This window comes from Candidatus Ruthia endofausta, from assembly GCF_013342985.1.
GTDB classification, from domain to species: domain Bacteria; phylum Pseudomonadota; class Gammaproteobacteria; order PS1; family Pseudothioglobaceae; genus Ruthia; species Ruthia endofausta.
Genome location: NZ_CP054490.1, coordinates 650,186 through 676,987 on the forward strand (window position 1 = coordinate 650,186; position 26,802 = coordinate 676,987).

33 protein-coding genes, 2 pseudogenes and 1 riboswitch are annotated in these 26,802 nt (G+C 35.8%); of the genes and pseudogenes, 17 read left to right on the forward strand and 18 right to left on the reverse strand.

Annotated features, from left to right (window positions below; translation table 11 throughout):
• Positions 1–2 precede the first annotated feature (2 nt).
• The 11 genes and pseudogenes from HUE58_RS03540 to HUE58_RS03590 form a co-directional block, all read right to left on the reverse strand.
• Entirely contained in the window at positions 3–413 is a 411-nt protein-coding gene (locus HUE58_RS03540; RefSeq protein WP_174605658.1) for a PGPGW domain-containing protein, read from the reverse strand.
• 31 nt (positions 414–444) lie between these two features.
• Positions 445–801, reverse strand: a pseudogene (locus HUE58_RS03545) (D-aminoacyl-tRNA deacylase).
• Positions 802–843: 42 nt separating this feature from the next.
• Positions 844–2,922: a glycine--tRNA ligase subunit beta gene (glyS, locus tag HUE58_RS03550; RefSeq protein WP_174605659.1), complete on the reverse strand. Its 2,079-nt coding sequence runs from the start codon at positions 2,920–2,922 to the stop codon at positions 844–846.
• Between the two features lie 25 nt (positions 2,923–2,947).
• Positions 2,948–3,460, reverse strand: coding sequence for a septum site-determining protein MinC (locus HUE58_RS03555; RefSeq protein WP_174605660.1), 513 nt, complete (start codon positions 3,458–3,460; stop codon positions 2,948–2,950).
• Positions 3,457–3,849: an antitoxin Xre/MbcA/ParS toxin-binding domain-containing protein gene (locus tag HUE58_RS03560; protein ID WP_174605661.1), complete on the reverse strand. Its 393-nt coding sequence runs from the start codon at positions 3,847–3,849 to the stop codon at positions 3,457–3,459. Before HUE58_RS03560 ends, HUE58_RS03555 begins: the two co-directional genes overlap by 4 nt.
• Positions 3,849–4,730 carry a TonB C-terminal domain-containing protein gene (locus HUE58_RS03565; protein ID WP_174605662.1) on the reverse strand — a complete coding sequence of 294 codons (882 nt, stop codon included), beginning with the start codon at positions 4,728–4,730 and terminating at the stop codon, positions 3,849–3,851. The genes HUE58_RS03560 and HUE58_RS03565 overlap by 1 nt, the downstream gene beginning before the upstream one ends.
• A complete protein-coding gene (gene tolR, locus HUE58_RS03570; RefSeq protein ID WP_174605663.1) occupies positions 4,730–5,182 on the reverse strand; it encodes a protein TolR in 453 nt (150 codons plus the stop codon). Before tolR ends, HUE58_RS03565 begins: the two co-directional genes overlap by 1 nt.
• A gap of 3 nt (positions 5,183–5,185) precedes the next feature.
• On the reverse strand, positions 5,186–5,854 hold the full coding sequence (gene tolQ, locus HUE58_RS03575) for a protein TolQ (RefSeq protein WP_174605664.1): 669 nt from the start codon (positions 5,852–5,854) through the stop codon (positions 5,186–5,188).
• Positions 5,847–6,245: a YbgC/FadM family acyl-CoA thioesterase gene (locus HUE58_RS03580; RefSeq protein WP_174605665.1), complete on the reverse strand. Its 399-nt coding sequence runs from the start codon at positions 6,243–6,245 to the stop codon at positions 5,847–5,849. The genes tolQ and HUE58_RS03580 overlap by 8 nt, the downstream gene beginning before the upstream one ends.
• The gene (gene ruvB, locus HUE58_RS03585) at positions 6,242–7,270 is read right to left on the reverse strand and encodes a Holliday junction branch migration DNA helicase RuvB (protein WP_174605666.1); all 1,029 of its coding nucleotides are present in this window, start codon (positions 7,268–7,270) and stop codon (positions 6,242–6,244) included. The genes HUE58_RS03580 and ruvB overlap by 4 nt, the downstream gene beginning before the upstream one ends.
• A gap of 22 nt (positions 7,271–7,292) precedes the next feature.
• Positions 7,293–7,805, reverse strand: a complete 513-nt coding sequence (locus HUE58_RS03590; protein WP_174605667.1) for a lipoprotein insertase outer membrane protein LolB — start codon at positions 7,803–7,805, stop codon at positions 7,293–7,295.
• A 77-nt stretch (positions 7,806–7,882) separates the two neighbouring features.
• Between HUE58_RS03590 and hemA the strand changes: the two genes are divergently transcribed.
• Complete coding sequence (hemA, locus tag HUE58_RS03595) at positions 7,883–9,133, forward strand: glutamyl-tRNA reductase (RefSeq protein ID WP_174605668.1); 1,251 nt, start codon at positions 7,883–7,885, stop codon at positions 9,131–9,133.
• Positions 9,133–10,224 carry a peptide chain release factor 1 gene (gene prfA, locus HUE58_RS03600; protein ID WP_174605669.1) on the forward strand — a complete coding sequence of 364 codons (1,092 nt, stop codon included), beginning with the start codon at positions 9,133–9,135 and terminating at the stop codon, positions 10,222–10,224. The genes hemA and prfA overlap by 1 nt, the downstream gene beginning before the upstream one ends.
• Here the strand turns inward: prfA and HUE58_RS03605 are convergent.
• Positions 10,216–11,004 (reverse strand): metal ABC transporter permease, encoded by a 789-nt coding sequence (locus HUE58_RS03605; RefSeq protein ID WP_174605670.1) that lies wholly within the window; start codon positions 11,002–11,004, stop codon positions 10,216–10,218. The two genes, prfA and HUE58_RS03605, sit on opposite strands and share 9 nt — an antisense overlap.
• A gap of 6 nt (positions 11,005–11,010) precedes the next feature.
• On the reverse strand, positions 11,011–11,418 hold the full coding sequence (gene fur / locus HUE58_RS03610; RefSeq protein WP_174605671.1) for a ferric iron uptake transcriptional regulator: 408 nt from the start codon (positions 11,416–11,418) through the stop codon (positions 11,011–11,013).
• Positions 11,419–11,472: 54 nt separating this feature from the next.
• On the opposite strand from fur, the gene HUE58_RS03615 reads away from it, so the two are divergent.
• On the forward strand, positions 11,473–11,898 hold the full coding sequence (locus tag HUE58_RS03615; RefSeq protein WP_174605672.1) for an outer membrane protein assembly factor BamE: 426 nt from the start codon (positions 11,473–11,475) through the stop codon (positions 11,896–11,898).
• 154 nt (positions 11,899–12,052) lie between these two features.
• Here HUE58_RS03615 and HUE58_RS03620 read toward each other — a convergent pair whose 3' ends face one another.
• Entirely contained in the window at positions 12,053–13,000 is a 948-nt protein-coding gene (locus tag HUE58_RS03620; protein ID WP_174605673.1) for a S49 family peptidase, read from the reverse strand.
• Between the two features lie 15 nt (positions 13,001–13,015).
• Between HUE58_RS03620 and ccmA the strand changes: the two genes are divergently transcribed.
• The 9 genes from ccmA (at position 13,016) to miaB (ending at position 21,554) form a co-directional block, all read left to right on the forward strand.
• The gene (gene ccmA, locus HUE58_RS03625) at positions 13,016–13,612 is read left to right on the forward strand and encodes a cytochrome c biogenesis heme-transporting ATPase CcmA (RefSeq protein ID WP_174605674.1); all 597 of its coding nucleotides are present in this window, start codon (positions 13,016–13,018) and stop codon (positions 13,610–13,612) included.
• Positions 13,609–14,274: a heme exporter protein CcmB gene (ccmB, locus tag HUE58_RS03630; protein ID WP_174605675.1), complete on the forward strand. Its 666-nt coding sequence runs from the start codon at positions 13,609–13,611 to the stop codon at positions 14,272–14,274. The genes ccmA and ccmB overlap by 4 nt, the downstream gene beginning before the upstream one ends.
• A gap of 155 nt (positions 14,275–14,429) precedes the next feature.
• Positions 14,430–15,563: a methionine adenosyltransferase gene (gene metK, locus HUE58_RS03635; RefSeq protein WP_174605676.1), complete on the forward strand. Its 1,134-nt coding sequence runs from the start codon at positions 14,430–14,432 to the stop codon at positions 15,561–15,563.
• 23 nt (positions 15,564–15,586) lie between these two features.
• A riboswitch (S-adenosyl-L-homocysteine riboswitch) is annotated at positions 15,587–15,658 on the forward strand.
• A 26-nt stretch (positions 15,659–15,684) separates the two neighbouring features.
• Complete coding sequence (gene ahcY, locus HUE58_RS03640; protein WP_174605677.1) at positions 15,685–17,055, forward strand: adenosylhomocysteinase; 1,371 nt, start codon at positions 15,685–15,687, stop codon at positions 17,053–17,055.
• 96 nt (positions 17,056–17,151) lie between these two features.
• Entirely contained in the window at positions 17,152–18,045 is an 894-nt protein-coding gene (gene glyQ / locus HUE58_RS03645; protein ID WP_174605678.1) for a glycine--tRNA ligase subunit alpha, read from the forward strand.
• A 29-nt stretch (positions 18,046–18,074) separates the two neighbouring features.
• On the forward strand, positions 18,075–18,647 hold the full coding sequence (locus tag HUE58_RS03650) for a YqaA family protein (protein ID WP_174605679.1): 573 nt from the start codon (positions 18,075–18,077) through the stop codon (positions 18,645–18,647).
• Positions 18,637–19,173 carry a murein hydrolase activator EnvC family protein gene (locus tag HUE58_RS03655; RefSeq protein ID WP_174605680.1) on the forward strand — a complete coding sequence of 179 codons (537 nt, stop codon included), beginning with the start codon at positions 18,637–18,639 and terminating at the stop codon, positions 19,171–19,173. Before HUE58_RS03650 ends, HUE58_RS03655 begins: the two co-directional genes overlap by 11 nt.
• A gap of 29 nt (positions 19,174–19,202) precedes the next feature.
• The gene (locus tag HUE58_RS03660) at positions 19,203–20,228 is read left to right on the forward strand and encodes a mechanosensitive ion channel family protein (RefSeq protein ID WP_174605681.1); all 1,026 of its coding nucleotides are present in this window, start codon (positions 19,203–19,205) and stop codon (positions 20,226–20,228) included.
• A gap of 6 nt (positions 20,229–20,234) precedes the next feature.
• Complete coding sequence (miaB, locus tag HUE58_RS03665; RefSeq protein WP_174605682.1) at positions 20,235–21,554, forward strand: tRNA (N6-isopentenyl adenosine(37)-C2)-methylthiotransferase MiaB; 1,320 nt, start codon at positions 20,235–20,237, stop codon at positions 21,552–21,554.
• A gap of 528 nt (positions 21,555–22,082) precedes the next feature.
• Here the strand turns inward: miaB and HUE58_RS03670 are convergent.
• The 4 genes from HUE58_RS03670 to HUE58_RS03685 all read right to left on the reverse strand — a co-directional run bounded on the left by HUE58_RS03670 (position 22,083) and on the right by HUE58_RS03685 (position 24,285).
• A complete protein-coding gene (locus tag HUE58_RS03670; RefSeq protein ID WP_174605683.1) occupies positions 22,083–22,763 on the reverse strand; it encodes an SCO family protein in 681 nt (226 codons plus the stop codon).
• Positions 22,764–22,967: 204 nt separating this feature from the next.
• On the reverse strand, positions 22,968–23,129 hold the full coding sequence (locus HUE58_RS03675; RefSeq protein ID WP_174605684.1) for a hypothetical protein: 162 nt from the start codon (positions 23,127–23,129) through the stop codon (positions 22,968–22,970).
• Positions 23,130–23,326: 197 nt separating this feature from the next.
• A complete protein-coding gene (locus tag HUE58_RS03680) occupies positions 23,327–23,824 on the reverse strand; it encodes a copper chaperone PCu(A)C (protein ID WP_174605685.1) in 498 nt (165 codons plus the stop codon).
• A gap of 116 nt (positions 23,825–23,940) precedes the next feature.
• A complete protein-coding gene (locus tag HUE58_RS03685; RefSeq protein ID WP_174605686.1) occupies positions 23,941–24,285 on the reverse strand; it encodes a hypothetical protein in 345 nt (114 codons plus the stop codon).
• A 230-nt stretch (positions 24,286–24,515) separates the two neighbouring features.
• Between HUE58_RS03685 and HUE58_RS07345 the strand changes: the two genes are divergently transcribed.
• The 5 genes and pseudogenes from HUE58_RS07345 (at position 24,516) to hflD (ending at position 26,791) form a co-directional block, all read left to right on the forward strand.
• Complete coding sequence (locus HUE58_RS07345; RefSeq protein ID WP_174605687.1) at positions 24,516–24,680, forward strand: hypothetical protein; 165 nt, start codon at positions 24,516–24,518, stop codon at positions 24,678–24,680.
• 84 nt (positions 24,681–24,764) lie between these two features.
• Positions 24,765–24,827, forward strand: a pseudogene (locus HUE58_RS07350) (hypothetical protein); the annotation flags it as partial.
• A 95-nt stretch (positions 24,828–24,922) separates the two neighbouring features.
• Positions 24,923–24,991, forward strand: a complete 69-nt coding sequence (locus HUE58_RS07355) for a hypothetical protein (RefSeq protein ID WP_422851485.1) — start codon at positions 24,923–24,925, stop codon at positions 24,989–24,991.
• A 93-nt stretch (positions 24,992–25,084) separates the two neighbouring features.
• Positions 25,085–26,176 (forward strand): tRNA 2-thiouridine(34) synthase MnmA, encoded by a 1,092-nt coding sequence (gene mnmA / locus HUE58_RS03700; RefSeq protein WP_174605688.1) that lies wholly within the window; start codon positions 25,085–25,087, stop codon positions 26,174–26,176.
• On the forward strand, positions 26,177–26,791 hold the full coding sequence (gene hflD / locus HUE58_RS03705; protein ID WP_174605689.1) for a high frequency lysogenization protein HflD: 615 nt from the start codon (positions 26,177–26,179) through the stop codon (positions 26,789–26,791). It begins immediately after the preceding gene.
• The last annotated feature ends 11 nt before the right edge of the window (positions 26,792–26,802 follow it).

A 26,802-nucleotide genomic window follows, 5' to 3' on the forward strand; every position in this document is an offset into this window, starting at 1 on the left:
AATTATCGCTTAAATGGAGGTTTGCTAGCTTTAGAGCGTAGCCAGTTGAGTGTTTTAAAGGTTGGATTGTGATTGATTAATTTAAGCTCCAATTGTCGCTTGCCTGGAAATTCCATTAAAAATAAACCTAATAAAATTGATACCAGTCCTTGACCTGGCGTTACCAGCATAATAATGCCAGCAATCAATAATATAAAACCAATCAATGTTTTAAGTATCAATTTTATTAAGTCAAAGAGTTTGTTGATTTTTGACTTATTTTCTGAATTCTTTAGAAAATAATTTGATGGTATTAACCCTAATAAATAAGGCATCAATAATAAACTAATAATAAAAACCACGCCAGAAACGATACCAATCATCATTAGCGCATCTTCAAATTGACTTAGGATTGCTACGATGTCATCTAACATGATAATAAAAATGTCACAGGCCCGTCATTGGTTAAAGATACCTGCATATCGCACCAAAAACACCACTAGCAATCTTGTGATAACCATCTCTCATTTGGATCAAAAAATAATCAAACAACACTTTGGCTTGTTCTGGTAGCTTAGCGGTAGAAAAATCAGCTCTTGTGCCTGAATTGATATCAGTTGCTAAGGTAAATTGAGAAACAAGCAATATATCATCCAATACCTTTTTAACTGATAAATTCATTTTTTTCTTGCTCATCAGCAAATACTCGATAAACTAATAACTTCTTAATCATTTTATCAACTTGTGGTTTTTCATCATTTTTCTCAAACCCTAAAAAACCAAAATTCCTTGCTTAATTTCACCTGTTGTTTTTCCATCCACTTCAACTTTAGCATTAGATATTCGTTGGATTAGAGAGGGCTTTCATTTAGATAAATAAGTAAAATCAGCAATAAATTGAAACTGATGCAATACTAGATTAGTTAGAGCTACTCTATGTCTTCTAACTTCTAAATTATCATCAAGAATCATCACATTATCAAAAAAATCATCAATTACAGGCTTGAGTTGTAAAAGCCCTTCTACAATAGACAAATAATCCTCTTCGTCTTTTTGTATTGTTTTGTTAATTCTAACAAGTGCTGCTAAAAGTTTTTCATCAAATTCATTGGAAAAATTTACATTTTTATCATTAATTGTTATTTTGCCTTCTGAGTACGAATAACCACCAAGTATGTCCTCAGACTTAAACTCTTTATGTATATTTCTAAGGCGTTTATTAGCTTCAATTAAGGGTTTAGCATCATCACTTTGCATAAAAGTATTTAATGCTTTAACACGTAAATGCCAATCATAAACAATAGAGTCACTACTTTTTATTGCTAATACTGCTTTTACCAGCATTTTATCAATATCTTGTTCTTGGTAGTACATCTCTAAACGGCTAACAGTAAAATCATAAACTTCTTGAATAATTTCTTCGTCAAGTTCATACAACTTAACTGATTGCCCAATTAATTTAAATAGATCCAGCTGTGATTTTGACTCAATCATCATGCGTAACAAGCCCAATGCCGCACGTTTTAGTGCATAAGGGTCTTTTGAACCAGTTGGTTTGTGTCCAATACCGTAAATACCCACAATACTATCAACTTTATCGGCAATTGAAACACATAAACCCTCTTTTGTAGAGGGTAATGTGTCGCCTGAAAATCTTGGATGGTAATGCTCACTGATAGCACTTGCAACTACTGGGTCTTCGCCATCATTAAGTGCATAGTATCCACCCATCACTCCTTGTAAATCGGCAAACTCACCCACCATATCAGTGATTAAATCCGTTTTCGATAGTAGCCCTGCGCGTGTACTGTGTTTTGTATTTGCACCAATAATATCAGTAATATAGCCCGATAATGTTTCAATACGCCTGGCTTTCTCACCCATTGAACCAAGTCCATCCATGAATAACACGCTGTCTAATTTTGGAATTTTAGATTCTAAAGTAGTTGATTTATCTTGCTCCCAGAAAAATTCTGAGTCGCTTAAACGTGGGCGAATAACGCGCTCATTGCCATCAATAATAACTGATAAATCGCTAGACTCAATATTGGCAACTGAAATAAATGCTGGCATCAAATTGCCGTTCATATCCAACATATGAAAATACTTCTGATGCGATTTCATCGCAGAAATAAGCGCCTCTTCTGGCACATCTAAAAATTTAGATGAAAAACTACCCGAAAATGCACGTGGGTACTCAACCAATGCACAAACTTCATCAAGCAAAGATTCATCAATAACTGCCGTGGCACTATTATTATTTGCCACCTGAATCACTTGCTTGCGAATCATCTCTTTGCGTGTATTAAAATTAGCCTCAATTTGTGCTTTTTCAAGAAGGATTTTTTGATAATCCTTAGCGCAAGTAATATCGAATGTTCGCTCACCCGTAAAGCGTAAACCTCTGGTTGTACTACCGGAAGTCAAACCCATAATTGAAGCTGGCACAACATTAAAACCTAGCATCATAATCAACCAATGTGTTGGGCGTACAAAATACGTATTCAAACTACTCCAGCGCATGGGCTTAGCAATAGGGATATTTTGAATAGCAGTGTCAACAACAGATTCAAGTAAATCTATCGCTTTTAAGCCACTTTGTTGCTTAGTAAAAAAATAGTATTCCGTATTGCCAAATGCTTTTTGAACTAACACATTCTTAGCAACACCACAAGATTTAGCAAAGCCTTCAATAGCTCGGTCAGGCGCACTAATTGATGGGCCTTTGCGCTCAATAGTTTGATCATTTTGTTGCAGTTGAAGGTTGCTCACTAGCACTGCTAAACGACGAGGCGTGGCAAAAGATTCAACGCTTGAATAAGACAGTTTAAGTTTATCCAGTTCAATGGTTAAATTGTGCGTAAGTGCATTAGATAATTGTTGTAAACACTTTGATGGAAGCTCTTCGCATCCAAGTTCTAATAAAAAATCTTGTGTATTCATAAGGGTGTATTTTATCTTAGATAATTCAAAATCTTAACTTACCATCTGATAAATCAATCATCACTTGACGTGCATATAATTTGACTGATACTACATCAAATCCTTTATAAATGCCAGCAATGGGTATTAATTGTGCATTAAAAGATTGCACAAAAATAGTGGCTTTTTCATCACCATTAATACCCGCAAACAAATGCTCTTGCACTTCTTTATAGGCTGAGATACTGCCAAATGACATAATTTCAGCACCCGATTTAACCTTATCCAAAAGAGCTAAATCACTATTCTTCGTAATAATTTGCTCAAACGAATTAACCTCATTAGTGACAACTTTAGGCGTTTGATAGGCTTTATCCTGAAGTAAGCTTGATGCGGTTTTGGTTGTTTTTTCTTGAATTGAGTCGAGCTTATTGGACGTGAGTGATTTACCAAACACAGCCATACTAGGAAACTTAGCAAAATCAACTAACTCTCGCTTATCTGAACGAATGCCCACTGCCGCCATATCATTTTGGGTCAAAATTTCAACCTTATTCAATTTCTCCATCCTTGAGTACAATCCAAAAAATACCAAACGCGTGTCATACCAGTATCACCACTTAGCATAAGTTCTAACGGCGTTTTATGCTTGAATTTTTTAATCGAACGCTTTAACCAAATTGCCCCGTATTCTTTATTGGTTGGAAAAGTTGTACCCAAAGACTCACTAATTCCTAAAATCATTTCAGTACGTTTTGCCAATTGCTCATCAAAATCAAACGACTTATCTGAACGCCTGTACAAGTACAAATGTCTAGACTTAATAACCTCCTCTAAGCCTAATAATTTCAATTGCTCAATATCTTCTAAATGCCAATTTTCTAAGATTTGAGACAACTGAAAAGTAAGCTTTGACTGAGCCTTATCATCTAACTTGGAAATATCCATTAATTGACCTTAAAGTGAAACAAGACTTGCGCATCAAATACACTCTTATCAGGCGCGTGTGGTAATGGCGAAGCTTTATAAACAGCACGCTCAATTGAGTCTTTAAATGATTGCGCCTTAACGCTGTTATCAACATTACAAGATTTAAGGTTGACACTTTTTACTTGTCCATTCAAATCTTGCAAGATTTCAACGTCACAACCCCAACTATCTTTAGCGCCTTGATAACGCCATCTTTCTTTTATTCTTGAAGCAATTTGATTGATATAATTAAGTTTTAGCTCATTTAAAATATCCTCTTGAGCGAGTTGTCTATCTTGATCTTCTTCAGCTTGAATTTCTTCTTTCAATAAGCGCTTGTCTTGTTCTTTTTTGAATTTTCTAGCTTCGACTTGGCGTAATTTTTCAATTATTTGTTTTTTCTTTTCAGCATCAAGGGCTTTCTTTTCAGCCAATTTCTTTTTCTTTAAGGCTTGTTTACTTTTGCTTTCAGCTTGCTTCCTTTTGGTTTGTGCAATGGCTTTAGCTTTTTTCTCCTGTTTAACTTTAGCTTTGAGTTTTTTCAAATGTTGCTGTTCTTTATAACGTTCATTCTCAACTTTTTTTTCTGCACGTTGTAATGCTTCAAGGCGCTTTTTTCGTTTTTGCTTAATATTAATTAATCGCTGTTTTTCTTTTTTAATCTCAGTCAAATCAATCGTTACTGCTTTGGGTGTTGCGCTTGATTTGGTAGTCTGTTTTGGAATTTCCCAACGTTGAACATTTGAAAATAACAAGCCAATAACCAGCCCAACATGAAGCGCAATTACCACCCAAAAAGCAAAAGGGTGTTGTCTAGCAATTTTAGGCCATTTAATTTTTTTAAAAAAATCAATGTTCATTATTTTTCATCTGGAGATTCAGTCACAATACCAACTTTATCAACTCCGTTTTTTTGTAAAAAAGACATCAGTAATACAACAGAACCATAAGCCACTTGCCTATCGCCACGAACAAACACTTTCATTTGTGGATAAATTTCAAGCCGAGCGCTAACGCGCCCTGCAATAATACCTAATGGCAATTTTTCACCTTTGGCAACATCAGAATCATCCTCATTAAGTGAATTAATGAAATATTTACCTTGTTTATCAATGGTAATAATTGTAGGCTGTTGTTGCGTGAAATCTACCATTTTCGCCTCGGCAGAGGGTAAATCAACTTCAATACCTTGCTCAATAATAGGCGTGGTCATCATAAAAATTACTAATAACACTAGCATCACATCAATATATGGCACAATATTAATTTGCGCATCTATGATAGGTCTGTGGCGTTTTTCTAGTTCAATCATTGTCTATTTTTGTCTTTGGAACATAACAAATAATTGTTCAATAAAGGTTGTATATTTATTATTAATCACTCCTACTTGAGAAATTAAACGATTGTAAGCAATGGTAGCAGGAATAGCAGCAAACAAACCAAATGCTGTTGCAATAAGCGCCTCAGCAATACCGGGAGCAACAATGGCAATAGTTGCTTGCTTAACCGATGCTAAACCAATAAACGAGTGCATAATTCCCCAAACCGTACCAAATAACCCAATATACGGACTAGATGAAGCAATCATAGCTAGAATGCTCAAACCGCCATCTAGGCGGTCAACTTCGTTATTAGCTGTAGTATTCATAACGCGATAAGCGCGCTCAGCGTCTATTATTAATCTCTGGTTAGAATCTGAGGTAGTGTGGATAAATTCTTGATAGCCTGCGCTAAAAATACGCTCTATTGGACTTTGATTAGTAGCTTTTTGAAGCGTTTGGTGTGCTAATTTTTCTAAATCAACATCGGCTGAAAACTTTTGATGAAATAATTTGATATCCTTGTTAGCATCAATCAAGATTTTCTTTTTTGACAAGATAAGCGTCCAAGAATAAATGCTCATCAATACTAAAATAAACATCACCACTTGCGCCACAAATCCGGCACTAAGAATTAAACTAAAAATTGATAAACTGTTATCCATTTATTTTCTCCAAAGTTGCACTAGGAATAGCACAAGGCTTAAAACTAATTGCATTCAGACAAGTCACGATTATTTGCGCTTTAAATAATATCTTATTTTGCTTTAAAACCACTATTTTTTGTGAAAAAATCAGACTGGCGCGCCGTAATTTTTCTATTTCAGTGTGAATAGTTAATAAATCATTAAATTTGGCTGGAAGCAAATACTCACTACTCAGTGATTCGACAGCAAAAATAATTGCCTGATAATGCATTAATTGATCTTGTTCAGAACCCAACTCTCGTAAAAATTCACTACGTCCCCTTTCGATAAATTTAAGGCAATTGGCATAATAAGTCACACCACCACTATTAGTGTCCTCGTAATAAACACGAACGTTTAATTGACTCATTGATTAAATAAATCATTCGATTTTGAGTCATTGGTAAAGTCCAAATGTGCATAAGCTAAGTCTGTAGCACTACGCCCACGTGGTGTGCGCATAATAAAACCTTGTTGAATCAGATACGGCTCTACCATGTCTTCTAAGGTGCCACGCTCTTCGCTAATAGCGCTTGCCAGTGTGTCCAAACCCACAGGACCACCAGAAAATTTATTCACCATAATAGCAAGATAATCACGGTCTAATTGCTCAAGCCCTGCTTCATCTACTTTAAGTGTTGTTAGTGCCTCTTTGGCAATAGCTTGATGAATCACACTATTGGTCTTTACATCGGCAAAATCACGAACACGGCGTAATAATCGATTGGCAATTCTAGGCGTTCCACGAGATCGCTTGGCAATTTCTAATGCACCTTTTGATTCAATTTGAATGCCCAAAATATCTGCTGAACGCTCAACAATCATTCTTAAATCTTTAACATTGTAAAACTGCAAACGCTGGACAATGCCAAAACGATCTCTAAGTGGTGAAGTTAACATGCCAGCACGAGTAGTAGCACCAATTAACGTAAAAGGTGGTAATTCAAGTTGCACGGAATGCGCAGCCACACCCTCACCCACCATAATATCTAATTTAAAATCTTCTAAAGCTGGATAAAGAATTTCCTCAACCACAGAATTAAGGCGATGAATTTCATCAATAAATAGAATATCATACGGTTCAAGTTTTGTCAAAATTGCTGCCAAATCTCCTGAACGCTCTAATACTGGACCAGAGGTTTGCTTAATACCTGTGGACATTTGATTGGCAATCACATTTGCTAGTGTGGTTTTACCCAAACCAGAAGGGCCATAAATTAAACAGTGATCCAGCACATCTTTGCGTTTTTTTGCCGCTTTAATAAACAATGCCATTTGCGACTTAACATCGTCTTGCCCAATATAACTCTCTAAAGAATTCGGACGTACTGAAGTCATTACCAAATCTTCATTGCCTTGGTCTTGCCCACCTACTAAAAAATCTTCTTCTATCATGCTAAATTACTTAATTTTTATGCTATTTTAACTGATTAATTTCATTAACCAGTAGTTTGATTTTGATGGGCTTGGTCAGATGATTAAAACGAATCACTTTCGGATATTTAATACCACCAATTAATTGATAACGGCTAATTTTAATTAGCCAATGGTGGACGCTATTTATCTCATTTTTAAACAGTATCTTTGCCAAAGTATCAATGGGCAAGTACCACCCCATCTCTCTCGTCATCCATTGATCAAACGTTAGATTGATTGACTCACCATTAATCAACAACTTTTGTTGATTAGACTCGATCGAAATTTGACCAAAACCAAAGGCTGTGCTTAATATAAGTTTATAGTCATGGTGATTAAAACTCACCTCAAAACCTGATGTTTTTGTGTCATTATTAACACTCACACTTAATCTGCCATGCGCTCCCCAAACACTCAGCAAAGTTTGTTGATGCGCTAACTTTGTAGGCTGAATGTTAAGTGTTGAGCAACTTGATAAAAACAAAGCAAAGCACGCAATCATTATTCGTTTCATATAAGTTGCTCATTGTAGCGTGAAACTTGTCCTTTGGGTATAATCAAACGTTTATTTGAGTTGACTTTACTGAATTTATGTCACGAATTGCAATTTTAAGTGTCAATCACCAACTCGCACCTGTTGAAGTGCGAGAAAAAGTTGCTTTTGCACCAGATAAATTAACTCAAGCACTAAGTAATCTTCATCATATTGATGGCATTGATGCTTGTATTATTCTTTCCACTTGCAATCGCGTAGAGATTTATGTCGCCTCTAATCATAAAAACCCTAAAGAGTTGTTGAGTGATTATCTTGCCAAAACACACGACATTAAACGTGACACAATCGATTCTTATTTGAATTATTTTGAAAACAATGAGGCACTTACACACCTATGCAACGTTGCCACAGGTCTTGATTCATTGGTGCTGGGCGAACCACAAATTCTAGGTCAATTAAAAGATGCCTATCACGCAGCAAAAGAAGCCAAAACTCTAAATAAGCTATTAGAAAAACTATCCCAACATGCATTCTCAACTGCCAAAAAAATACGTACCGACACCCAAATTGGCGCTTCACCCGTCTCAATTGCCTATTGCGCGGTAAAACTTAGTGAAAAAATTTTTGAAAAGTTATCCGAACAAACTGTTTTGCTCATCGGTGCAGGGGAGATGATTGAACTGTGTGCACAATATCTTAACCAGAAAGGGGTTAATAAGATGATTATTGCCAACAGAACCATTGAAAATGCAAAAAAAATTGCCCATTTATATCAAGCACAATCTGTTAGTTTAAAACAATTTTCATCCATTGTATACAAAGCAGATATTATCATTTCTTCAACAGCAGCTTTAGTGCCCATTATCGGCAAAGGCTTAATTGAAAGTGCTCTAAAAAAGCGCAAACACAAACCAATATTTATGCTTGATATTGCTATCCCTAGAGATATTGAGCCTGAAGTAGGTCAATTAGATGATGTATATTTATATACCATTGACGATTTGAAGCAAGTGGTTAATGACAATATCGGTAACAGAGAGAAAGAAAAAAGTTTGGCACAAGAAATTATCATTAAACAAAATCAAATCTTTAATCAGTGGTTGAATACTATGCCTAACGAGCAAATGGTACAGTCCTATCAATTTGGTGCAAACTCAATTAAAAACAAACTCTTAAAAAGAGCCATCAAACAACTAAAAAATGGTGCTGATTCTGAAGATATTATTCGTAAGCTTGCTGATCAATTAGCCAACAAACTATTACATTTACCCTTTAAAAATATCAAACAAACTTCCATTGAAAATTTACCCCAATGTGAAGGCTGTATACCTCATATTAAAAAATAATGAATGCATCTATCCTTGCCAAATTAGAGCAACTATCAATGCGCCTTGAAGAAGTGGGCACTATGTTATCCGACCCAGAAGTTGCTAGTGACGTTAAAAAATTCACAAAGCTGTCTATTGAGCATGCTCAATTAATCCCAGTTAATCAACAATTTCAGGCCTATTTATCACATCAGAAAAATCTAGAAGATGCACAGTTAATACTGTTTGAAGACGACATGGATATAAAAGCCATGGCCAAAGAGGAAATACTGGATGCTAAAAAAAATTTAGACCATCTTGATTTAGAGCTTAAAAAATCTCTCTTACCAAAAGACCCTAACAATTCTCGAAACATTATCATTGAAATTAGAGCAGGTACAGGTGGCGATGAAGCCAGTATTTTTTCAGGTGATTTGTTCAAAATGTACAGTCGCTACACCGAAAAACAGAAATGGCAAATAGAAGTTATAAACGCTAGCTTTGGCGAGCATGGTGGTTTTAAAGAAATCATTGCACGCATTAGTGGTGTGAATGTTTACTCAAAATTAAAATTTGAATCTGGCGTACATCGCGTACAACGTGTACCAGAAACTGAAAGTCAAGGTCGAATACACACTTCAGCATGTACAGTTGCTATCATGCCTGAGGTTGAAAATATTGAACAAGTCAATATTAATATGAGTGACGTCCGCGTTGATACCTTTAGAGCTAGTGGTGCAGGTGGTCAACATGTTAATAAAACTGATTCAGCTGTGCGCGTAATGCATATTCCAACTGGCACTGTGGTTGAATGCCAAGATGGTCGCTCGCAACATAAAAATAAAGCCCAGGCCTTGTCAGTATTAGCATCACGTATTCTTGACGCACAACAACAAGAGCAACACAAACAACAAGCATCAACCCGCAAGGAATTGATAGGTAGTGGCGATCGTTCACAGCGTATTCGTACCTATAATTACCCACAGGGGCGTATTACCGACCATCGTATTAATTTAACCTTATACAAACTTTCAGAAATTATGGAAGGCGATTTAAGTGTAATTATTGAGCCATTAATCCTTGAGCAACAAACCAATCAATTAACAGAATTGAATAATGCTCTAAGCTGATCTTTTATACACAAGTTGTGACAATATAAACAATCCACCCAACGCAATCACAATTGCTGGCCCTGTGGCTAAATCATAAACTATTGAAGCACTAAGACCAATACCAACTGCAACCATGGAAACAATAACTGACTGAAATGCCATGCCACTGGGGGTATTAGCAAATACTCTAGCAACAGCTGGTGGAATAATCAGCAAAGAAGTAATCAAAAGCACGCCCACAATTTGCACTGAAACAGAAACAGCCAACGCAATCATTAACATAAATAACAACTGATAAAAATCTCGATTAAGCCCTTGTGCAACTGCCAACTCTTCATTTAAGGTTAGTAATAATAAACGTTGCCAAAAAATAATAAGCAGTGAGGCAAGCACCATTAAAATTACATACACCCAAACAATATCAACGTTAGTAACAGATAAAATATCACCAAATAAGAGTGAAAAATAATCCGTATTAGCGCCACCAATAAAACTTAAAACAACAATGCCTAATGATAAAGCAATGTGTGAAAAAATACCTAAAATAGCATCATTAGACAAAAACTGCCTTCGTTGTAAGATAACAATAAGTATTGCAAATATTGCACCCACTATTACCAAACTAAAATGAATACCTAGACCACTAGCAAGCCCAAAAGATACCCCCAAAAGTGCCGAATGCGAAATCGATTCTGAAAAATAACTCATGTGTTTCCAGATAACAAAACAGCCCAATGAGCCTGAAATAATTGAAATACCAATGGCCGCTAGAACAGCCCTAAAAATAAAATCTTCCACAATGGATTAGTGACAGTCTTTACAGAGCCCGTATAAATACAAACAATGATCGGTAAGTTGATAGCTATATTTGTTAGCAATATCATGTTGGTGCTGCTCAATAATCTCATCAGAAAATTCATCAATTTTGCCGCATTTGACGCATACTAAATGATCATGATGATCCACATTGGACAACTCAAACACACTTTGGCCATTGTCAAAATTAAGTTTATTGACCATGCCCGCTTCTTCAAATTGAGTGAGTACTCGATAAATCGTTGCCACACCCACTTCTTCACCTTGCATGATTAAAGTGCGATAGATATCTTCAGCACTCATGTGATGATTTTCACTGGTTTCTAAAATTTCCAAAATCTTCAACCTTGGTAGTGTGACTTTAAGCCCTGCACTTTTTAAATCTTGAGCATCCATATTTAATATCCTTAATGTAAAATTAGCCAATCATTTTAAATCAAAAACCAGCAAATGAACAAATTAACTTTGATTGTATCCTTATTACCATTCTTATCTGCATGTCTGCCTAAAATACCAGATATGCCATTACTAACACTATATAAAGATGACATCCACCAAGGCTCGGTACTGGAAAGATTTAAAATTAATCAATTGAAATTAGGCATGTCTAAAATACAGGTGCAAGATTTAATTGGATCGCCAAGCATTATTGATTCCTTTCACAACAACCAATGGGACTACATTAACCACTCTACTTTGTATAAAAAGGATGATATCCACTATCGCTTAATATTAAAATTTAACGATACCGTACTGACGCATATCAACACAACTGGTATCGGCTCATTATCACAACTTACTAACAAAGAAAAAGAAGCAGAAAACAAACGTATTGGTGATGAAAAGAGGCAAAAAAAGCTAAAGAAAAAGCCTTAGCTGAAGCTAAAGCAGTTAGAGGGTTATGTCAAACAACCTAAAAAACCCATTCGTAAATTTGAAAATCAATTAGAAAATAATACTAGCGATGAAAAGATTGTTAATACAAAAACACCTTAATATAAGTTTTAATAGAAAACCTTTATATAATTACTTACTGTAAAGATCCAATGAGATTTTGAAATGTTAACTTATCTCCAATAGCCAATGCAGCGCCTTTAACACTTGCTTCGGTTAACTGTTCTAACAGAGTCTTTTCTTTTTCAAATAAAATTCTTGAATCAATACCAATAATATGCTTAGCGATATAATTCGCATCTGCAATACCATCTATTAACCCTAGTTTATTAGCATCTTGTCCAAGCCAGATCAAACCTGTAAATAAGTCTTTATGTTTTGACAATCTGTCACCCCTGCCCGCTTTAACGGCATCAATAAAGTTTTTATGTGATTTATCTAAGATATTGGTTTGAATGTGTATTAATGTTTTTTCATCTTCTGGAGAAAAAGAATCTAACAAGCCCTTATATTTTCCTGCGGTATAGAGTCGCCTTTTAATGCCTAGTTTTTTAATGGCATCAACCGCACCAAAACTAGACATAACCACGCCAATACTACCAATAATTGAAGATTCATCTGCATATATTTCATCAGCAGCTGAGACAATATAATAACAACCTGAAGCGCAAACATCTTCAACCACCACATAGATTTTTTTATCAAACTGCTTTTTAAAACGCACAATGGCCTTGTAAATTCTACTAGATTGTACAGGTGAGCCACCTGGTGAATTAATTCTTAGAATAACGGCTTCTGCATTTTCTGATTCAAACGCACTACGTAGTAATTCAATAGCTTCATCAGCATCAATTGAACCTGAATTTTGAATGGTGCCACTTAATACCACTTCAGCAACAAAAGGGGATTCTTTTTTGAGTACTACCTCTAGTATTCCACTTTCACTCACATTAACATAAAATATAAAAGAAAGATAACCAACAAATAATAGGCCAAATATAATACGCCAACGACGTTTGGATTTATTTTGGCGTACAAATTCTTGTGCAATATCGGCTAGTTGTTCATCAGTGGTGCGTTTCATATATAATCTTCATTTATGTTAAAAATAGATAATCTTAGTTGTCAAAAAGGCTACAACCTTTTATTCAACCGTCTTTCTTTCGAAGTCAATCCAGGTGATATTTTACGCATTACTGGCACCAATGGTAGCGGCAAAACTTCACTGCTTAAAATTTTATCAGGTCTTGACGCGCAAGAACAAAGCTGTGTTTCTTTAGACAGTCATGCAGTCAAATCAGAAGCCTACCAAGAAGAAATTTTTTATTTAGGTCACTTATCAGCACTTAGTGGAGAATTAAGTGCACTTGAAAATCTTGAATTTTTAACTGGACTTAATAAATCTACCAACCAAATACAATTAATTAAAGCATTAAGTAACATCGGTTTAAAAGGTTATGAAGATGAATACTGCGCCAAACTATCAGCAGGACAAAAGCGCCGTGTTATTTTGGCAGGATTGTTCATCTCCAATGCTAAAGTTTGGCTACTAGATGAGCCTTTTACTGCACTTGATCCTGATGGTGTAGCCATTATTGAGCGTAGAATTAACAAACACTGCGAACAAGGTGGCTTGTGCCTATTTACTACGCATCAAAGTTCAACTTTGCCTAATCAAAAGGCGTTGGCACTATGAATATTTATCTGCAAGCCTTAAAGCGTGACTTACGCATTGCTATTCGTAACCCTTCTAGCATATTAAACCCGCTGTTATTCTTTATTATATCGGTATCATTATTTCCCCTAGCCATCAGTCCTGAAACTGCCACACTTGCTCAAATTGCAGCGGGTATTATTTGGGTTGCTTCAATGCTTTCAGTACTGCTTTCACTTAACGCTTTATTCCATCACGATTTTGAAAATGGCGTTTTAGAACAAATGGTGATTTCTCACCATTCATTATCTTTGCTTATTTTGTCAAAAATTACCGCTCATTGGATTTTAACTGGTATCCCCATTATTCTACTATCACCTTTATTGGGGTTGTTTTTATTTCTTGGTGGTGATGGCATCTGGGTGCTAATGCTAACACTATTATTAGCCACACCGAGCCTGAGTCTTATTGGTGCCATTGGTGCTTCACTGATTGTTGGTATTAAAAATTCTGGCATGTTGTTATCTTTATTGATACTACCTTTGTATACTCCCATTCTTATTTTTGCCTCAAGTGCAGTATCTCAAGCACAATTTGGCTTAGAGATTACCGGTCAATTGTATTTTTTAGCCACAATTCTCATAGTAAGTTTAATGACTGCGCCATTTCTCAGTGGCATTGCCTTAAAAATAAGCCTAGAATAATTAATTACCTCTGTTATAATTTCAATTACACGCTGATTTGCCCCGATTGCTAGCGTTGTTACCTAAAAGGTAGCTAAAACAAGCTAAAGTAGGTGTTCTTCTTTATTGAAAACCCGCTTTAAGGGTTTTATTTTATTTTACAAGGAGAATAAACAATGATATTCACTTCTGAATCTGTCTCTGCCGGTCACCCTGATAAAGTTTGTGATCAAATTTCTGATGCCATCTTAGATGCAGCATTAACACAAGATAAAAATTCACGTGTTGCTGTTGAAACTTTAGTTAAAGACAATCATGTCATACTGGCAGGTGAAATTACCACAGACGCCAACATTAACTTTGAGCAAATTGTGCGCAACACTATTATTGATATTGGCTACAATTGTGATGAATATGGCTTTAATGGTCACACTTGCGACATTACTAATTTATTGGGTGAACAATCTCAAGATATCGCCTTAGGCGTTGATGAATCATCCAATCACGAACAAGGTGCAGGCGACCAAGGTTTAATGTTTGGTTATGCTTGCAATGCCACTGACGTATTGATGCCAGCACCTATTTTATATGCACACCTTTTAGTTGCACGTCAAGCAAAACTAATGAAGGACAGTACATTACCTTGGCTGCGCCCTGATGCAAAATCCCAAGTATCCATGATTTATGATGGTCATAAAATTAAAGGTATTGACGCTGTTGTTTTATCAACCCAACATGGTAATGATATTTCGCTTGCAGATTTGCGAGAGGCTATTTTGGAGGAAGTCATAAAGCCCGTACTACCTAGTGAATGGCTAAGTAATAAAACCCAGTATCACATCAACCCAACAGGTCATTTTGTCATTGGTGGTCCGGTAGGCGATGCAGGCCTTACAGGTCGTAAAATCATTGTTGACACTTATGGTGGTATGGCTCGCCACGGTGGCGGTGCATTTTCTGGCAAAGATCCATCAAAGGTTGACCGCTCTGCAGCTTATGCAACGCGTTATGTGGCTAAAAATATTGTTGCTGCTGGCTTGGCTGACAGGTGTGAGATTCAAGTTTCTTATGCCATTGGTGTGGCAGAACCCACCTCAATTAATGTGGAAACCTTTGGTACAGGAAAAATCAGCAACCAGACAATTGAGCGCTTAATACACGAACATTTTGACTTACGCCCTAAAGGCTTAATTGCGATGCTTGATCTTAAACGCCCTATTTATCAAAAAACTGCCAGTTATGGTCACTTTGGACGTACAGAAGATGACATTAGTTGGGAGAAAACTAACCGCACCCACTTACTGAAATAAATCATTGTTGGTATAATAACCAACATGCTAAGGAGCGTTGCATTGAAAAACTTCTTTCAATCAGGCTTGGCAAATCAAAACGACGCTCATTTTTTTAAACCCTTTTGTAGGAGAACAAAAAATGAGTAATTCAACCTTAAATAATCAAGATTACAAAGTTGCTGATATAGCACTAGCCAATTATGGTCGTAAAGAAATAGAACTTGCAGAAGCAGAAATGCCAGCACTAATGACACTTCGGAAAAAATATCAAAGCACACAGCCTTTAAAAAATGCCAAAATTCTTGGTTGTATTCACATGACTATTCAAACTGCTGTTTTAATGGAAACATTAATCGATTTAGGTGCACAAGTGCGTTGGTCAAGCTGTAACATCTTTTCAACTCAAGACCACGCCGCTAGCGCTATGGTAGCAGCCAATATTCCAACTTTTGCTTGGAAAGGCGAGACTGAAGAGGAATTTTTATGGTGCATTGAGCAAACTATTTTAAAAAATGGCAAGCCTTGGGCGGCCAACATGGTGCTTGATGATGGTGGTGATTTAACCCAAATGCTGCACAAAAAATATCCAGAAATGTTGGCTAACATTCATGGTATTTCTGAGGAAACCACAACAGGTGTTCATCGTTTATTAGAAATGATGAAAGAGGGCTCGCTTAAAGTACCTGCTATTAATGTAAACGACTCAGTTACCAAATCAAAAAATGACAACAAATATGGTTGTCGTCACTCGTTAAATGACGCTATTAAGCGTGGCACTGATATGCTCATGTCGGGTAAAAAAGCACTGGTCATTGGCTATGGCGATGTCGGCAAAGGCTCTGCACAATCATTACGCCAAGAAGGCATGATTATTAAAATCAGCGAAATTGACCCAATCTGTGCAATGCAAGCTTGTATGGATGGTTTTGAGATTGTTTCTCCTTATATTAATGGTATTAATACAGGTTCGGTTGATGGTATTAATAAAGATTTACTAAGCACAACTGATTTGATTGTCACCACTACAGGTAATATTAATGTTTGCGACGATGCTATGCTACAAACCCTCAAATCAGGCTCAGTAGTTTGCAATATTGGGCATTTTGATAATGAAATTGATACTCAATATATGCGTGATAATTGGTGTTGGGACGAGGTTAAACCTCAAGTTCATCGTATCTTTAGAACAAATAATAAAAATGACTATTTGATTTTATTATCCGAAGGTCGCTTGGTTAACTTAGGTAATGCAACAGGACATCCAAGTCGCATCATGGATGGCTCATTTGCCAATCAAGTCTTAGCACAAATACACTTATTTGATGCAAAATTTGCCGATAAAGGTGGTAATATCTATGTTGAGGTGCTACCTAAAAAGCTAGATGAAGAAGTGGCTTCAGGTATGGTTAGTGGTTTTGGCGGCGTACTTACGATTATGACAACTACTCAAGCTGACTACATCAACCTCCCTAAAAATGGCCCATTCAAGCCTGAGAGTTATAAGTATTAAGTAATGATATTAAAAGGTGTTTAAAAAACACTCTGATACAAGACTTTTTTATAACAATTTGCGGTAAAATTTTTGTTATTTTTTTATTGAATTAATATGTCAATTTCAGACTTGAATGCCTGTATTTCATTCCAAAATTTAATTTTAAAACTGCAAACTTTTTGGGCCTCAAAAGGGTGCGCTTTATTGCAGCCCTTTGATATGGAAATGGGTGCTGGTACCTTTCACCCCGCTACGTTTCTAAGAGCCATTGGTCCCGAACCTTGGAAGGCAGCTTATGTGCAACCTTCTCGTCGCCCCACCGATGGTCGCTATGGCAAAAATCCAAATCGTTTACAATACTATTATCAGTTCCAAGTATTGCTAAAACCTTCACCTATAGACATTCAAGATTTGTATTTAGAGTCTTTAACTGAAATTGGTATTGATTTAACCAAACATGATGTACGCTTTGTGGAAGACAATTGGGAGTCGCCAACTTTAGGGGCTTGGGGCTTGGGTTGGGAAGTTTGGTTAAATGGCATGGAGGTTTCTCAATTTACCTATTTTCAGCAAGTGGGTGGCTTGGCTTGCAAACCTGTATCAGGTGAGCTTACTTACGGCCTAGAACGTTTAGCCATGTACTTACAAGGCGTTGATAGTGTGTTTGATTTGGTTTGGGTTGAAGGTGTTAGTTATTTTGATGTGTTTCATCAAAACGAAGTTGAACAATCAAAATATAACTTTGAAATTGCCAATACCGAAGTACTATTTAGGCAATTTGATGAGGCAGAGGCCATGCATGAAAAACTAATTGAGGCTTCCTTGCCTTTCCCCGCCTACGAACAAGTAATAAAAGCGTCACATTTATTTAATTTACTTGATGCGCGCCACGCTATTAGCGTGATAGATCGTGCACGATTTATCTGTAAAATGCGTGCTATGAGCCGAAAAGTAGCGCAAACTTACTATGATTCGCGCAAAGCTTTGGGCTTTCCAATAGTTAGATAATCTACAACTCAGTTAAATAAAAAAATAATATGGATATATTTTCCAAAATTTATTTAAGAATTCTTAACTGGGCTGAAAACAGATATGCCATTTATTATTTGTCAGTGGTTAGTTTTTTAGAATCTAGCATTTTACCTTATCCCCCACCTGATGTAATACTAGCACCTATGGTATTCAAACGTCCTGACAAAGCCTACTATTTTGCTTTTATTTGTACTGTTTTTTCAGTGTTTGGTGGCTTGGCTGGGTATTTTCTAGGCGAAGTATTATTGCAATTTTTATTGGGTTTTGAGCTCATTAAGCCAGAATCAGTCGCAAACATTAAAACATTTTTTGATACTTATGGCATCTGGGTAGTTGGCATTGCAGCATTTACTCCTATTCCATACAAACTGGCCACCATTACTGCTGGCACTATGTCTATGGCATTATTGCCATTTATTATTATCTCACTCATTGCGCGTGCAGCCAGATATTATTTAGTTGCCTTACTAGTCAAGGCTTATGGTCAACAATGTGATCAGTGGCTACAAAAATACATTGACCGTTTGGGTTATGTTCTAATCGTGGTTGTTGCACTAAGTATTTGGTATGCCAGTTAAATTTTTAGTCCTTGGGTTTATCCTGCTATTAATGACAGGTTGTTTTTCTTCTCAGCAAAAAGTTATTATTGTCGAAAAATCCATCAACTTACAAAACATTAGTCAACACAAGTTGACCAACAATCCGACCAACACCAAGAGAACAAAACAAAAAATTGTTAGAAAGGTAAATAGAAAAATCAACAAATGGTCTATTCCAGTTAAAGGTAACATCAGTGAAACCTTCTCAAGAAAAAACAAGCATTTAGGCTTAACTTTTAACACCAAAACCGGGCAAAATGTACGCGCTATTCGTGATGGCGAAGTAGTATATGTTGGTAATAAAATAAAAAATCATGGTAAAATGATTATCATTCGCCATCCATTTGGCTTTTACAGTTTATACACACAAAATAAAGACTTAATAGTGGAAAATGGTGATGTTATTATCAAAGGGCAAATAATTGCCATCACTAGCAAAGTGCCGTTTTACTTTGAAATGAAAAAGTTTAAACAACCGATTAACCCGCTTAAGTATCTAAAATAACAAACCAAAAGTTAATTAAAATAAAACCCATGAATGACTTTTTACAAAACATAACACCTTATCAGTCCATTGGTGCTTTATTTGTTATTGCATTCACTGCGCACATGACACTTGGCTTTATTTTAAACAGCATTGCCAAACATACTAGCAAAACGAAAAATCAATTAGATGACCATTTAATCAAAGCAGTATCACCGCCACTTAAAGTGTTAATTTGGTTTAGTTTGGTATTTTTATCAATTAGTGTATTTAAAGACCAAGTTAAAATCTTGGTCAGTGTTATTACCTATATTGATACCATGCCCATCTTTATCATTACTTGGGGGGTTGTTCGAATGATGTCAGGCGTTGAGGCTTACTTAATTGAAAAAGATACACAAATTGATAATGATTCAGTCAGACTATTTTCAAGATTGGCTAAAATTTTAATTATCATTGCCATTGCCTTAACTGTAGTACAACACTTAGGTTTTTCAGTTTCTGGTTTGCTTACGTTTGGTGGTGTTGGCGGTATTGTGATGGGTTTTGCTGCTAAAGACATGTTGTCAAATATTTTTGGTGGATTAATGATTCAAATGGACAAGCCTTTTTCAACAGGCGATTGGATTCGCTCTGATAAATTTGAAGGCACGGTTGAAAAAATTGGCTGGCGTATGACACGCATCCGTACTTTTAGCAAAAATCCTGTTTATATCCCCAATTCAATTTTTGCCACCATTCCCATTGAAACCCCATCACGTATGACCAATCGTCGTATTAAAGAAGTGATTAGCATTCGCTATGATGACATTGAACAACTTCCTATTATTATGAGCGAAATAGAACAAATGCTCAAAAAGCATGTAGACATTGACCATTCTCAATCACTAAGGGTTTATTTTAATCATTTTAATACCTCCTCGCTCGATTTCAATGTGTATGCCTTTACTAATACCGTTAATAAAACCACCTATCAAAAAGTAAAAGAGAAAATTCTATTAAGCATTGCACAAATTATTACCAAACACAAAGCTGAGATTGCCTATCCCACCCAAACTTTGTATATTCAGAAATAAAAATTTATGCAAAAATTATACATCCGCACTTTTGGATGCCAGATGAATGAATACGATTCTAATAAAATGGCCGATGTGCTTAAACACTCTCATGGCTTAGTGCCAACTGATGATGCAACTAGTGCTGATGTACTGCTACTTAACACTTGCTCAATTCGTGAAAAAGCCCAAGAAAAACTATTCCATCAACTCGGTCGTTGGCGCAAATTAAAAGACAAAAATCCTAATTTAATCATTGGCGTAGGTGGCTGTGTTGCCTCACAAGAAGGTGAGTTAATTCTCAAACGCGCCCCTTATGTAAATATCATTTTTGGTCCACAAACCTTACATAGATTGCCAAATATGCTCAATGATGTGCTCAATAAGAAGCAAACCAATATTGATATTTCATTTCCAGAAATTGAAAAATTTGATCATCTACCAAAGCCAGAAACCAACGCCGTTACCGCTTTTGTCTCAATTATGGAAGGTTGTAGCAAATATTGTACATTTTGTGTTGTGCCTTATACGCGTGGTGAAGAAGTATCACGCCCATTTAATGATGTCATCAATGAAGTTAAAATTTTAACCAACCAAGGTGTTAGGGAAGTTAACTTACTTGGACAAAATGTCAATGCCTATCAAGGTTTGATGGATGATGGGGAGATGGCTGATTTGGCACTGTTAATTAACATTGTAGCTCAAATTAATGGCATTAAACGCATTCGCTATACCACCTCACACCCAAGCCAATTTAACGACAGTTTAATTGAGGCTTACATGGAGGTGCCAGAATTGGTTTCGCACTTACACTTGCCCATTCAAAGCGGTTCTGACAAGATTCTCAGACTGATGAAACGCGGACATACGACCATTGAATACAAATCAAAAATTAGAAAATTACGTAAAATTCGCCCAAATATTTCTATATCAAGTGATTTTATTATCGGTTTCCCGGGTGAAAATGAGCAAGATTTTCTTGACACCATGACACTAATTGATGACATTGGTTTTGATAAATCATTTAGTTTTATCTATTCTGCTCGCCCTGGAACGCCCGCTTCAAGTTATCCTGATGATGTTGATATGGGTGTTAAAAAACAACGCCTAACCTTAATACAAAAAGCAATAGACAAAAATACTGAAACCATCTCTAAATCAATGGTTGGTAGTGTGCAAAAAGTACTGGTAGAAAATATAGCCAAAAAAGGAGATCACTTATTTGGACGTACAGAAAATATGCGTAATACGCACTTCAAAGGTGACAAGTCCCTGATTGATCAAATTGTCAATATAAAAATTACCCAAGGTCGTGGTAATTCTTTAATGGGTGATTTACTCACCTAAATTTCGACTGGTTCCAAAAGGAAATAAGACTTTCCAAGTCTCTTTCCTTGTAACCACTATTACATTAGCAATCCAATGCATTTTACTAAGCAAACATAAAGTGAAAAGTCCCGCCTTTAAAGTGATTTTTTTCTTGCTTTTATAAGTGATAGGATGGTAAATGATGATTAATTTCAACCTTTTCAGAATTAACCAGTCTCATCTACATCAACACCCTCTATATAAACATCAATAACAAATGGCCTGGCTTCTAGAATACCTCGTGGCAGTATAACGAACTCTTAGAAAGAGCCATCAAACAACTAAAAAATGGTGCTGATTCTGAAGATACTATTCGTAAGCTTACTGACCAATTAACCAACAAACTTCCATTGAAAATTTACCCCAATGTGATTAAGTGCTAATATTTGTCTTTCGCCAATTGCCACTCGACATAATGACTTTTCAATTTGATAATGCTCAACTTTAATCACATGAGCGATGGGATTTTATACTAAAGCAGTAAACTACTGCTATTAACTTTATTTTTCAATAATTTTTGATGAGTAGTTCAATGTCATCTGCCATTTTAATCGGGTTATGCGGAGCAGGAAAGCCCGCAAAAATTTGCCCATCTGGATTGAGTAGATAAATCCAAGCGGTATGATTAATCAAGTAGCCAAACTCTAGAACGCCTTTTGGCAATGGCTCATCATTTTTAAGCACTGTTGGCTTGCCATTTTTTGCATAAACCACTCGTTCATAATACGCACCAAAGGGTTTGATAAGCTGATTAATTTGTACTTGGTCACCAGACACACCTAAAAAGTCTTTATCAAAATAAGTCACATAAGTTTTTAACACGCCCGGCGTGTCTCTAGCTGGGTCAAAAGTAATAGCAACAAGGTTTGGTACAATGTTTATACCTCTTTTAATCAAAGTGGATTTAAGTATTGACATATCCATTAACCCAGTAGGACATACATCTGGACAATGTGTATAAATAAAGGATAACAACGTCCATTTTCCTTTAAAGTTATTGTTATCGAATTTATTGTTGTTATGATCAACCAGCGAAAAAAAAGGCAATTTCTTATCAGGATTGTGAAGAACGTAAGAGACTTTAAGCTGTTTTTCTAAATCTTTGTAATTTTTATTAGGACTGGTAAAATAAAATGTCGCAATGACCAGTGCAACCACGCCAATACCACTAAGTAATTTATTATTCATAAGACTAAATATATGTTGATTGCTCATCATATCTCCTTAATATGTAAGATTTTGACTTTGTTGGCGTAATTACCAAGAAAGGGTTTTAACTATGAGATTAAACAATAGCCCTGAAATAAGTTCTAGGTTTCCCATTTTCGCTCCATCAATAAAATCAGCTTACTCAAAGTCCAACTGCTTTTGAGTAAGCACTATATGCAACGACTATGCCACCTCTTTGATAAAGGCTTTAAGTAAATCTTGAGTACGAGGCATTCGCTCCTTATCTGCCAAATAAATACTCCGGACATTTAACCAAATTGCCACTGGCTTATACCTACGCTTTAATACTTTTTGATGTGCAAATATAATTGCTTTGACTGCCACCCGAGTATTATCAGTAATTAAATTAACTAATAAGCCACCTTTTAGGGTTTCTGCATGAGCTGTAGTAATACGCTTGTAATAAGCGAAAATGCTATTACTTTAATAATCAAATTTAAACTTTTCATGGCATATCTCCTTGCTGTGTTATTTTTAGACCTTTGCATACTTTATGCAAAGGTCTTATTTAAATGTTTTTACTAATACATCATACGATGGTGATTGCCTGTCATTTTCTTTTCTTTTCTAACTTGAGCATACACGGTTTTTGTTAAGCCATTGTCAAAAACCAAGTCAATCATCACTGTATCGCCCTTACGTAGTACTGACTTAGGGCCAATCAACATAATATGCCAGCTACCTGGTTTTAAATGTAGCTTGCCTTTAGTTGGAATTGGCATAAATTCCTGTTTAGCCATTTTCATCATATCGCCTTGCGCTACAGTTCTGTGCAATTCAATACGCTTATAGCCGCTAGCATTGACAGAAAGCAATTTAATATCATAATTAGTGTTGTTATTAATTTGCATAAAAAGACCCAATGCTGGCGCGTTAGGCGGTGATAAACGCACCCATGGATCGTTTATCACAATTTCAGTTGTGGTATAATTCGTGTGATGATGCTCCATTGCAGTGGATACATTCAAAATTGTTAGCATAGTGAATGCTAACATAAGTTTCTTTGTTTTATTAAACATGATTTTCTTCCTTTTCTTAAGAATTAAAGCTGTCGCTGTTATTCTGTTCTCAAATTAGAAACAGAATAAAAAAATCTTCGCACTTTTGTCTATAAGACACAAAATGCAAAGATTTTTTATGACATTAACTTAAGATAAGGTGGGGCACGAATAGCCAGAAACTTTAACAGTGTTTTTGACTGAACATTGTTTTGAATAACTATAAAGCTATATACATATTCATTTACAGAATCAAAATAATATTTTACATTGGTATCTATAATATCCAATGCGCTAATATTTAATAAACAATACGGACAACTTAAGTCAACAGAACTTGGATTATGCTGTTCATCATCCGAATTAATCCAAACTTGTTTATAACCCTGCATCGTACAAATTGTGAAAAACTTACCACTTTGTTTAAAATCAGCAGTTAAGGCAAAAATTGTTGGAGAGAATAATTGAAATAGTGTAGCCAATATTAGTACATAGATAGTACACACTCTATTTTTATTAGTATTAATCATCACGTTTCATTCTACACTGCAATTTAGTAAAAAATTAAATATGTTTTTAATTATGCAAAACTTTCTATTTAATTAATGTCCATCTATACATCTACTAAAGATGATGGTTTTGGATGGTAAAATACACATTTAATGAATCTCACTCTCGAAATTAACAACACAGAACAATTAGCCAATATTTAGTGTATTTGTCAAAAGATAATGCCATTGGGATGCACGAGGTAGAAATAGCCATTAAAACTCATACACATAATGACTTGCCAGATAAGGTTGTTCATATTAAAACCAAGCGTAAATTGATTCATGTGCGTAGTAAAAATCAGAAAAACTATGTGAATGCCATTTAAGGATAAAGACTATACTTTTGGTATTGGTCCTGGCAGGGTACTGGCAAGACCTATCTTACAGTAGCACGCGTCGTTGAAGCGCTAGAAAGGTCTGATATACGTCGACTAGTTTTAGTATGTCCTGCAGTTGAAGCGGGGAAAAATTAGGGTTTATACGAGGCAGAACTTTGAATGAAGTGTTTATTATTTTAGATGAGACGTAAAACACCGCCATAGAACAAACGAAAATATTTTTAACTCGATTGGGGTTTGGTTCAAAAATGGTTATTACTGGTGATGTAACTCAAATTGATTTACATAAACCTAATTAGTCAGGTTTGTTACACGCAATAAAAGTTCTAAAAGATGAGCATAAAATTTCATTTTGTCATTTCGAATCAAAAGATAAGGTATTGTTTTGGCGTATGAAAAATTTGAATAAAAATACTAAAATTATAGTTGGCCTATCAGGTGGGGTTGATTCCTCAGTAACCATACTATTATTACTTAAACAAGGCTATCAGGTTGAAGCATTGTTTATGAAAAATTGGGAAGAAGATGATAAAAGCGAGTATTGTAGCGCCGAGCAAGACTTATCTGATACACAAAAAGTTGCTGATAAACTTGACGTAAAATTGCACACTGTTAACTTTTCAGCAGACTATTGGGATGATGTGTTTGCCCATTTTCTCAAAGAGCATAAAAAAGGTCGTACGCCCAATCCCGATGTTTTATGCAATCAAAAAATCAAATTTAGAACGTTTTTAGAACATGCGCTATCATTAGGTGCAGATAAAATTGCCACGGGGCATTATGCTCGCATTGCTGAAAAAAATGGCACTTATCAACTCAAAACGGGTTTGGATGATAGCAAAGATCAAAGTTATTTTTTGCATCTCTTAAACCAGTATCAACTCTCAAAAAGCCTTTTTCCCTTAGGTGAAATTAATAAAATTGATGTACGCAACATTGCCACAGAAAATAGCCTTGTCACTGCTGACAAGAAAGACTCAACAGGTATTTGTTTTATTGGTGAGCGTAATTTTTCTGAGTTCTTGGCAACCTATCTACCAAAACAACAAGGTGATATTGTGGATGAACGAGGACAATTTATCAAACACCATCAAGGTTTGGCTTTTTATACAATGGGTCAACGCAAAGGTTTAGAAATTGGTGGTGGTTTTGGCAGCTCAGGTGAGCCTTGGTTTGTGGCAAATAAGTGTATTGAGCGTAATGAACTGATGGTTGTACAAGGTGACCATGCGTTGCTATATCACCAAACCTTAAATGCCTCCAATCCCCATTGGATTAACACACTGCCAACATTACCACTGACGTGTAGCGCCAAAATACGCTACCGCCAACAATCACAATCTTGTATGATTAGCCAACATGATAACAAGCAATTAAAGGTTGTTTTTAAGCAATCTCAACGTGCAATCACCCCAGGGCAATCTATTGTTTTTTATGATCATGAGACTTGTCTTGGTGGTGCAATTATTGAGTGCAGACTATAAATGAATAAATTACGCGACCAAACCTTGGCTCTGGCCAGTATATTACAAACCACAACATTGGTTGACCAACTTGCTTCAACGGGTACTTGTGATGCAAATAGCAACCAAGCTAGCTTAAAAAGTATTATCACCAGTAGTACCAAACTTGAAGAGGTGTTTAATCCCAAGCAAGATTTATTAGTTGGTATTGCTGCGTTAAAAGTTGTATTGGACAATAAAACCAAACGTATACAACAAATCATCCTTTATGCATTGGCTTTAATTAATCTTGAAAAGAAATTAATGAAAAATCAAGCACTACTCAATCAAATCACTTTAGAAATTGACTTGATTAAAAATCAAGACTTCTTTGAGATTTCTCATACAAATTCAGTAGCACGCTTAGCTCAACTTTATAAGTCAACCTTGGGTGGTTTAAATCCCAGAATCATGGTCAATGGCGAACAAATCTACTTATCTAATAAACATACTGCAAACCACATTAGAGCGTTATTACTAGCAGGTATTCGGGCGGTATCTTTATGGAAGTCCCAAGGTGGTAAAACTTGGCATTTACTATTTAGTAAGAAAAAGATACTTAATTTGATTAACTCATTAGAAGGGTTGAATAAATAATCCTTATACCC

Coding starts and splice junctions, on each gene's coding strand:
- HUE58_RS03540 (WP_174605658.1), bottom strand. CDS start 413: ATGTTAGATGACATCGTAGCAATCCTAAGTCAATTTGAAGATGCGCTA.
- glyS (WP_174605659.1), bottom strand. CDS start 2,922: ATGAATACACAAGATTTTTTATTAGAACTTGGATGCGAAGAGCTTCCA.
- HUE58_RS03560 (WP_174605661.1), bottom strand. CDS start 3,849: ATGGATATTTCCAAGTTAGATGATAAGGCTCAGTCAAAGCTTACTTTT.
- HUE58_RS03565 (WP_174605662.1), bottom strand. CDS start 4,730: ATGAACATTGATTTTTTTAAAAAAATTAAATGGCCTAAAATTGCTAGA.
- tolR (WP_174605663.1), bottom strand. CDS start 5,182: ATGATTGAACTAGAAAAACGCCACAGACCTATCATAGATGCGCAAATT.
- tolQ (WP_174605664.1), bottom strand. CDS start 5,854: ATGGATAACAGTTTATCAATTTTTAGTTTAATTCTTAGTGCCGGATTT.
- HUE58_RS03580 (WP_174605665.1), bottom strand. CDS start 6,245: ATGAGTCAATTAAACGTTCGTGTTTATTACGAGGACACTAATAGTGGT.
- ruvB (WP_174605666.1), bottom strand. CDS start 7,270: ATGATAGAAGAAGATTTTTTAGTAGGTGGGCAAGACCAAGGCAATGAA.
- HUE58_RS03590 (WP_174605667.1), bottom strand. CDS start 7,805: ATGAAACGAATAATGATTGCGTGCTTTGCTTTGTTTTTATCAAGTTGC.
- hemA (WP_174605668.1), top strand. CDS start 7,883: ATGTCACGAATTGCAATTTTAAGTGTCAATCACCAACTCGCACCTGTT.
- prfA (WP_174605669.1), top strand. CDS start 9,133: ATGAATGCATCTATCCTTGCCAAATTAGAGCAACTATCAATGCGCCTT.
- fur (WP_174605671.1), bottom strand. CDS start 11,418: ATGGATGCTCAAGATTTAAAAAGTGCAGGGCTTAAAGTCACACTACCA.
- HUE58_RS03615 (WP_174605672.1), top strand. CDS start 11,473: ATGAACAAATTAACTTTGATTGTATCCTTATTACCATTCTTATCTGCA.
- HUE58_RS03620 (WP_174605673.1), bottom strand. CDS start 13,000: ATGAAACGCACCACTGATGAACAACTAGCCGATATTGCACAAGAATTT.
- ccmA (WP_174605674.1), top strand. CDS start 13,016: ATGTTAAAAATAGATAATCTTAGTTGTCAAAAAGGCTACAACCTTTTA.
- ccmB (WP_174605675.1), top strand. CDS start 13,609: ATGAATATTTATCTGCAAGCCTTAAAGCGTGACTTACGCATTGCTATT.
- metK (WP_174605676.1), top strand. CDS start 14,430: ATGATATTCACTTCTGAATCTGTCTCTGCCGGTCACCCTGATAAAGTT.
- ahcY (WP_174605677.1), top strand. CDS start 15,685: ATGAGTAATTCAACCTTAAATAATCAAGATTACAAAGTTGCTGATATA.
- glyQ (WP_174605678.1), top strand. CDS start 17,152: ATGTCAATTTCAGACTTGAATGCCTGTATTTCATTCCAAAATTTAATT.
- HUE58_RS03650 (WP_174605679.1), top strand. CDS start 18,075: ATGGATATATTTTCCAAAATTTATTTAAGAATTCTTAACTGGGCTGAA.
- HUE58_RS03655 (WP_174605680.1), top strand. CDS start 18,637: ATGCCAGTTAAATTTTTAGTCCTTGGGTTTATCCTGCTATTAATGACA.
- HUE58_RS03660 (WP_174605681.1), top strand. CDS start 19,203: ATGAATGACTTTTTACAAAACATAACACCTTATCAGTCCATTGGTGCT.
- miaB (WP_174605682.1), top strand. CDS start 20,235: ATGCAAAAATTATACATCCGCACTTTTGGATGCCAGATGAATGAATAC.
- HUE58_RS03670 (WP_174605683.1), bottom strand. CDS start 22,763: ATGAATAATAAATTACTTAGTGGTATTGGCGTGGTTGCACTGGTCATT.
- HUE58_RS03680 (WP_174605685.1), bottom strand. CDS start 23,824: ATGTTTAATAAAACAAAGAAACTTATGTTAGCATTCACTATGCTAACA.
- mnmA (WP_174605688.1), top strand. CDS start 25,085: ATGAAAAATTTGAATAAAAATACTAAAATTATAGTTGGCCTATCAGGT.
- hflD (WP_174605689.1), top strand. CDS start 26,177: ATGAATAAATTACGCGACCAAACCTTGGCTCTGGCCAGTATATTACAA.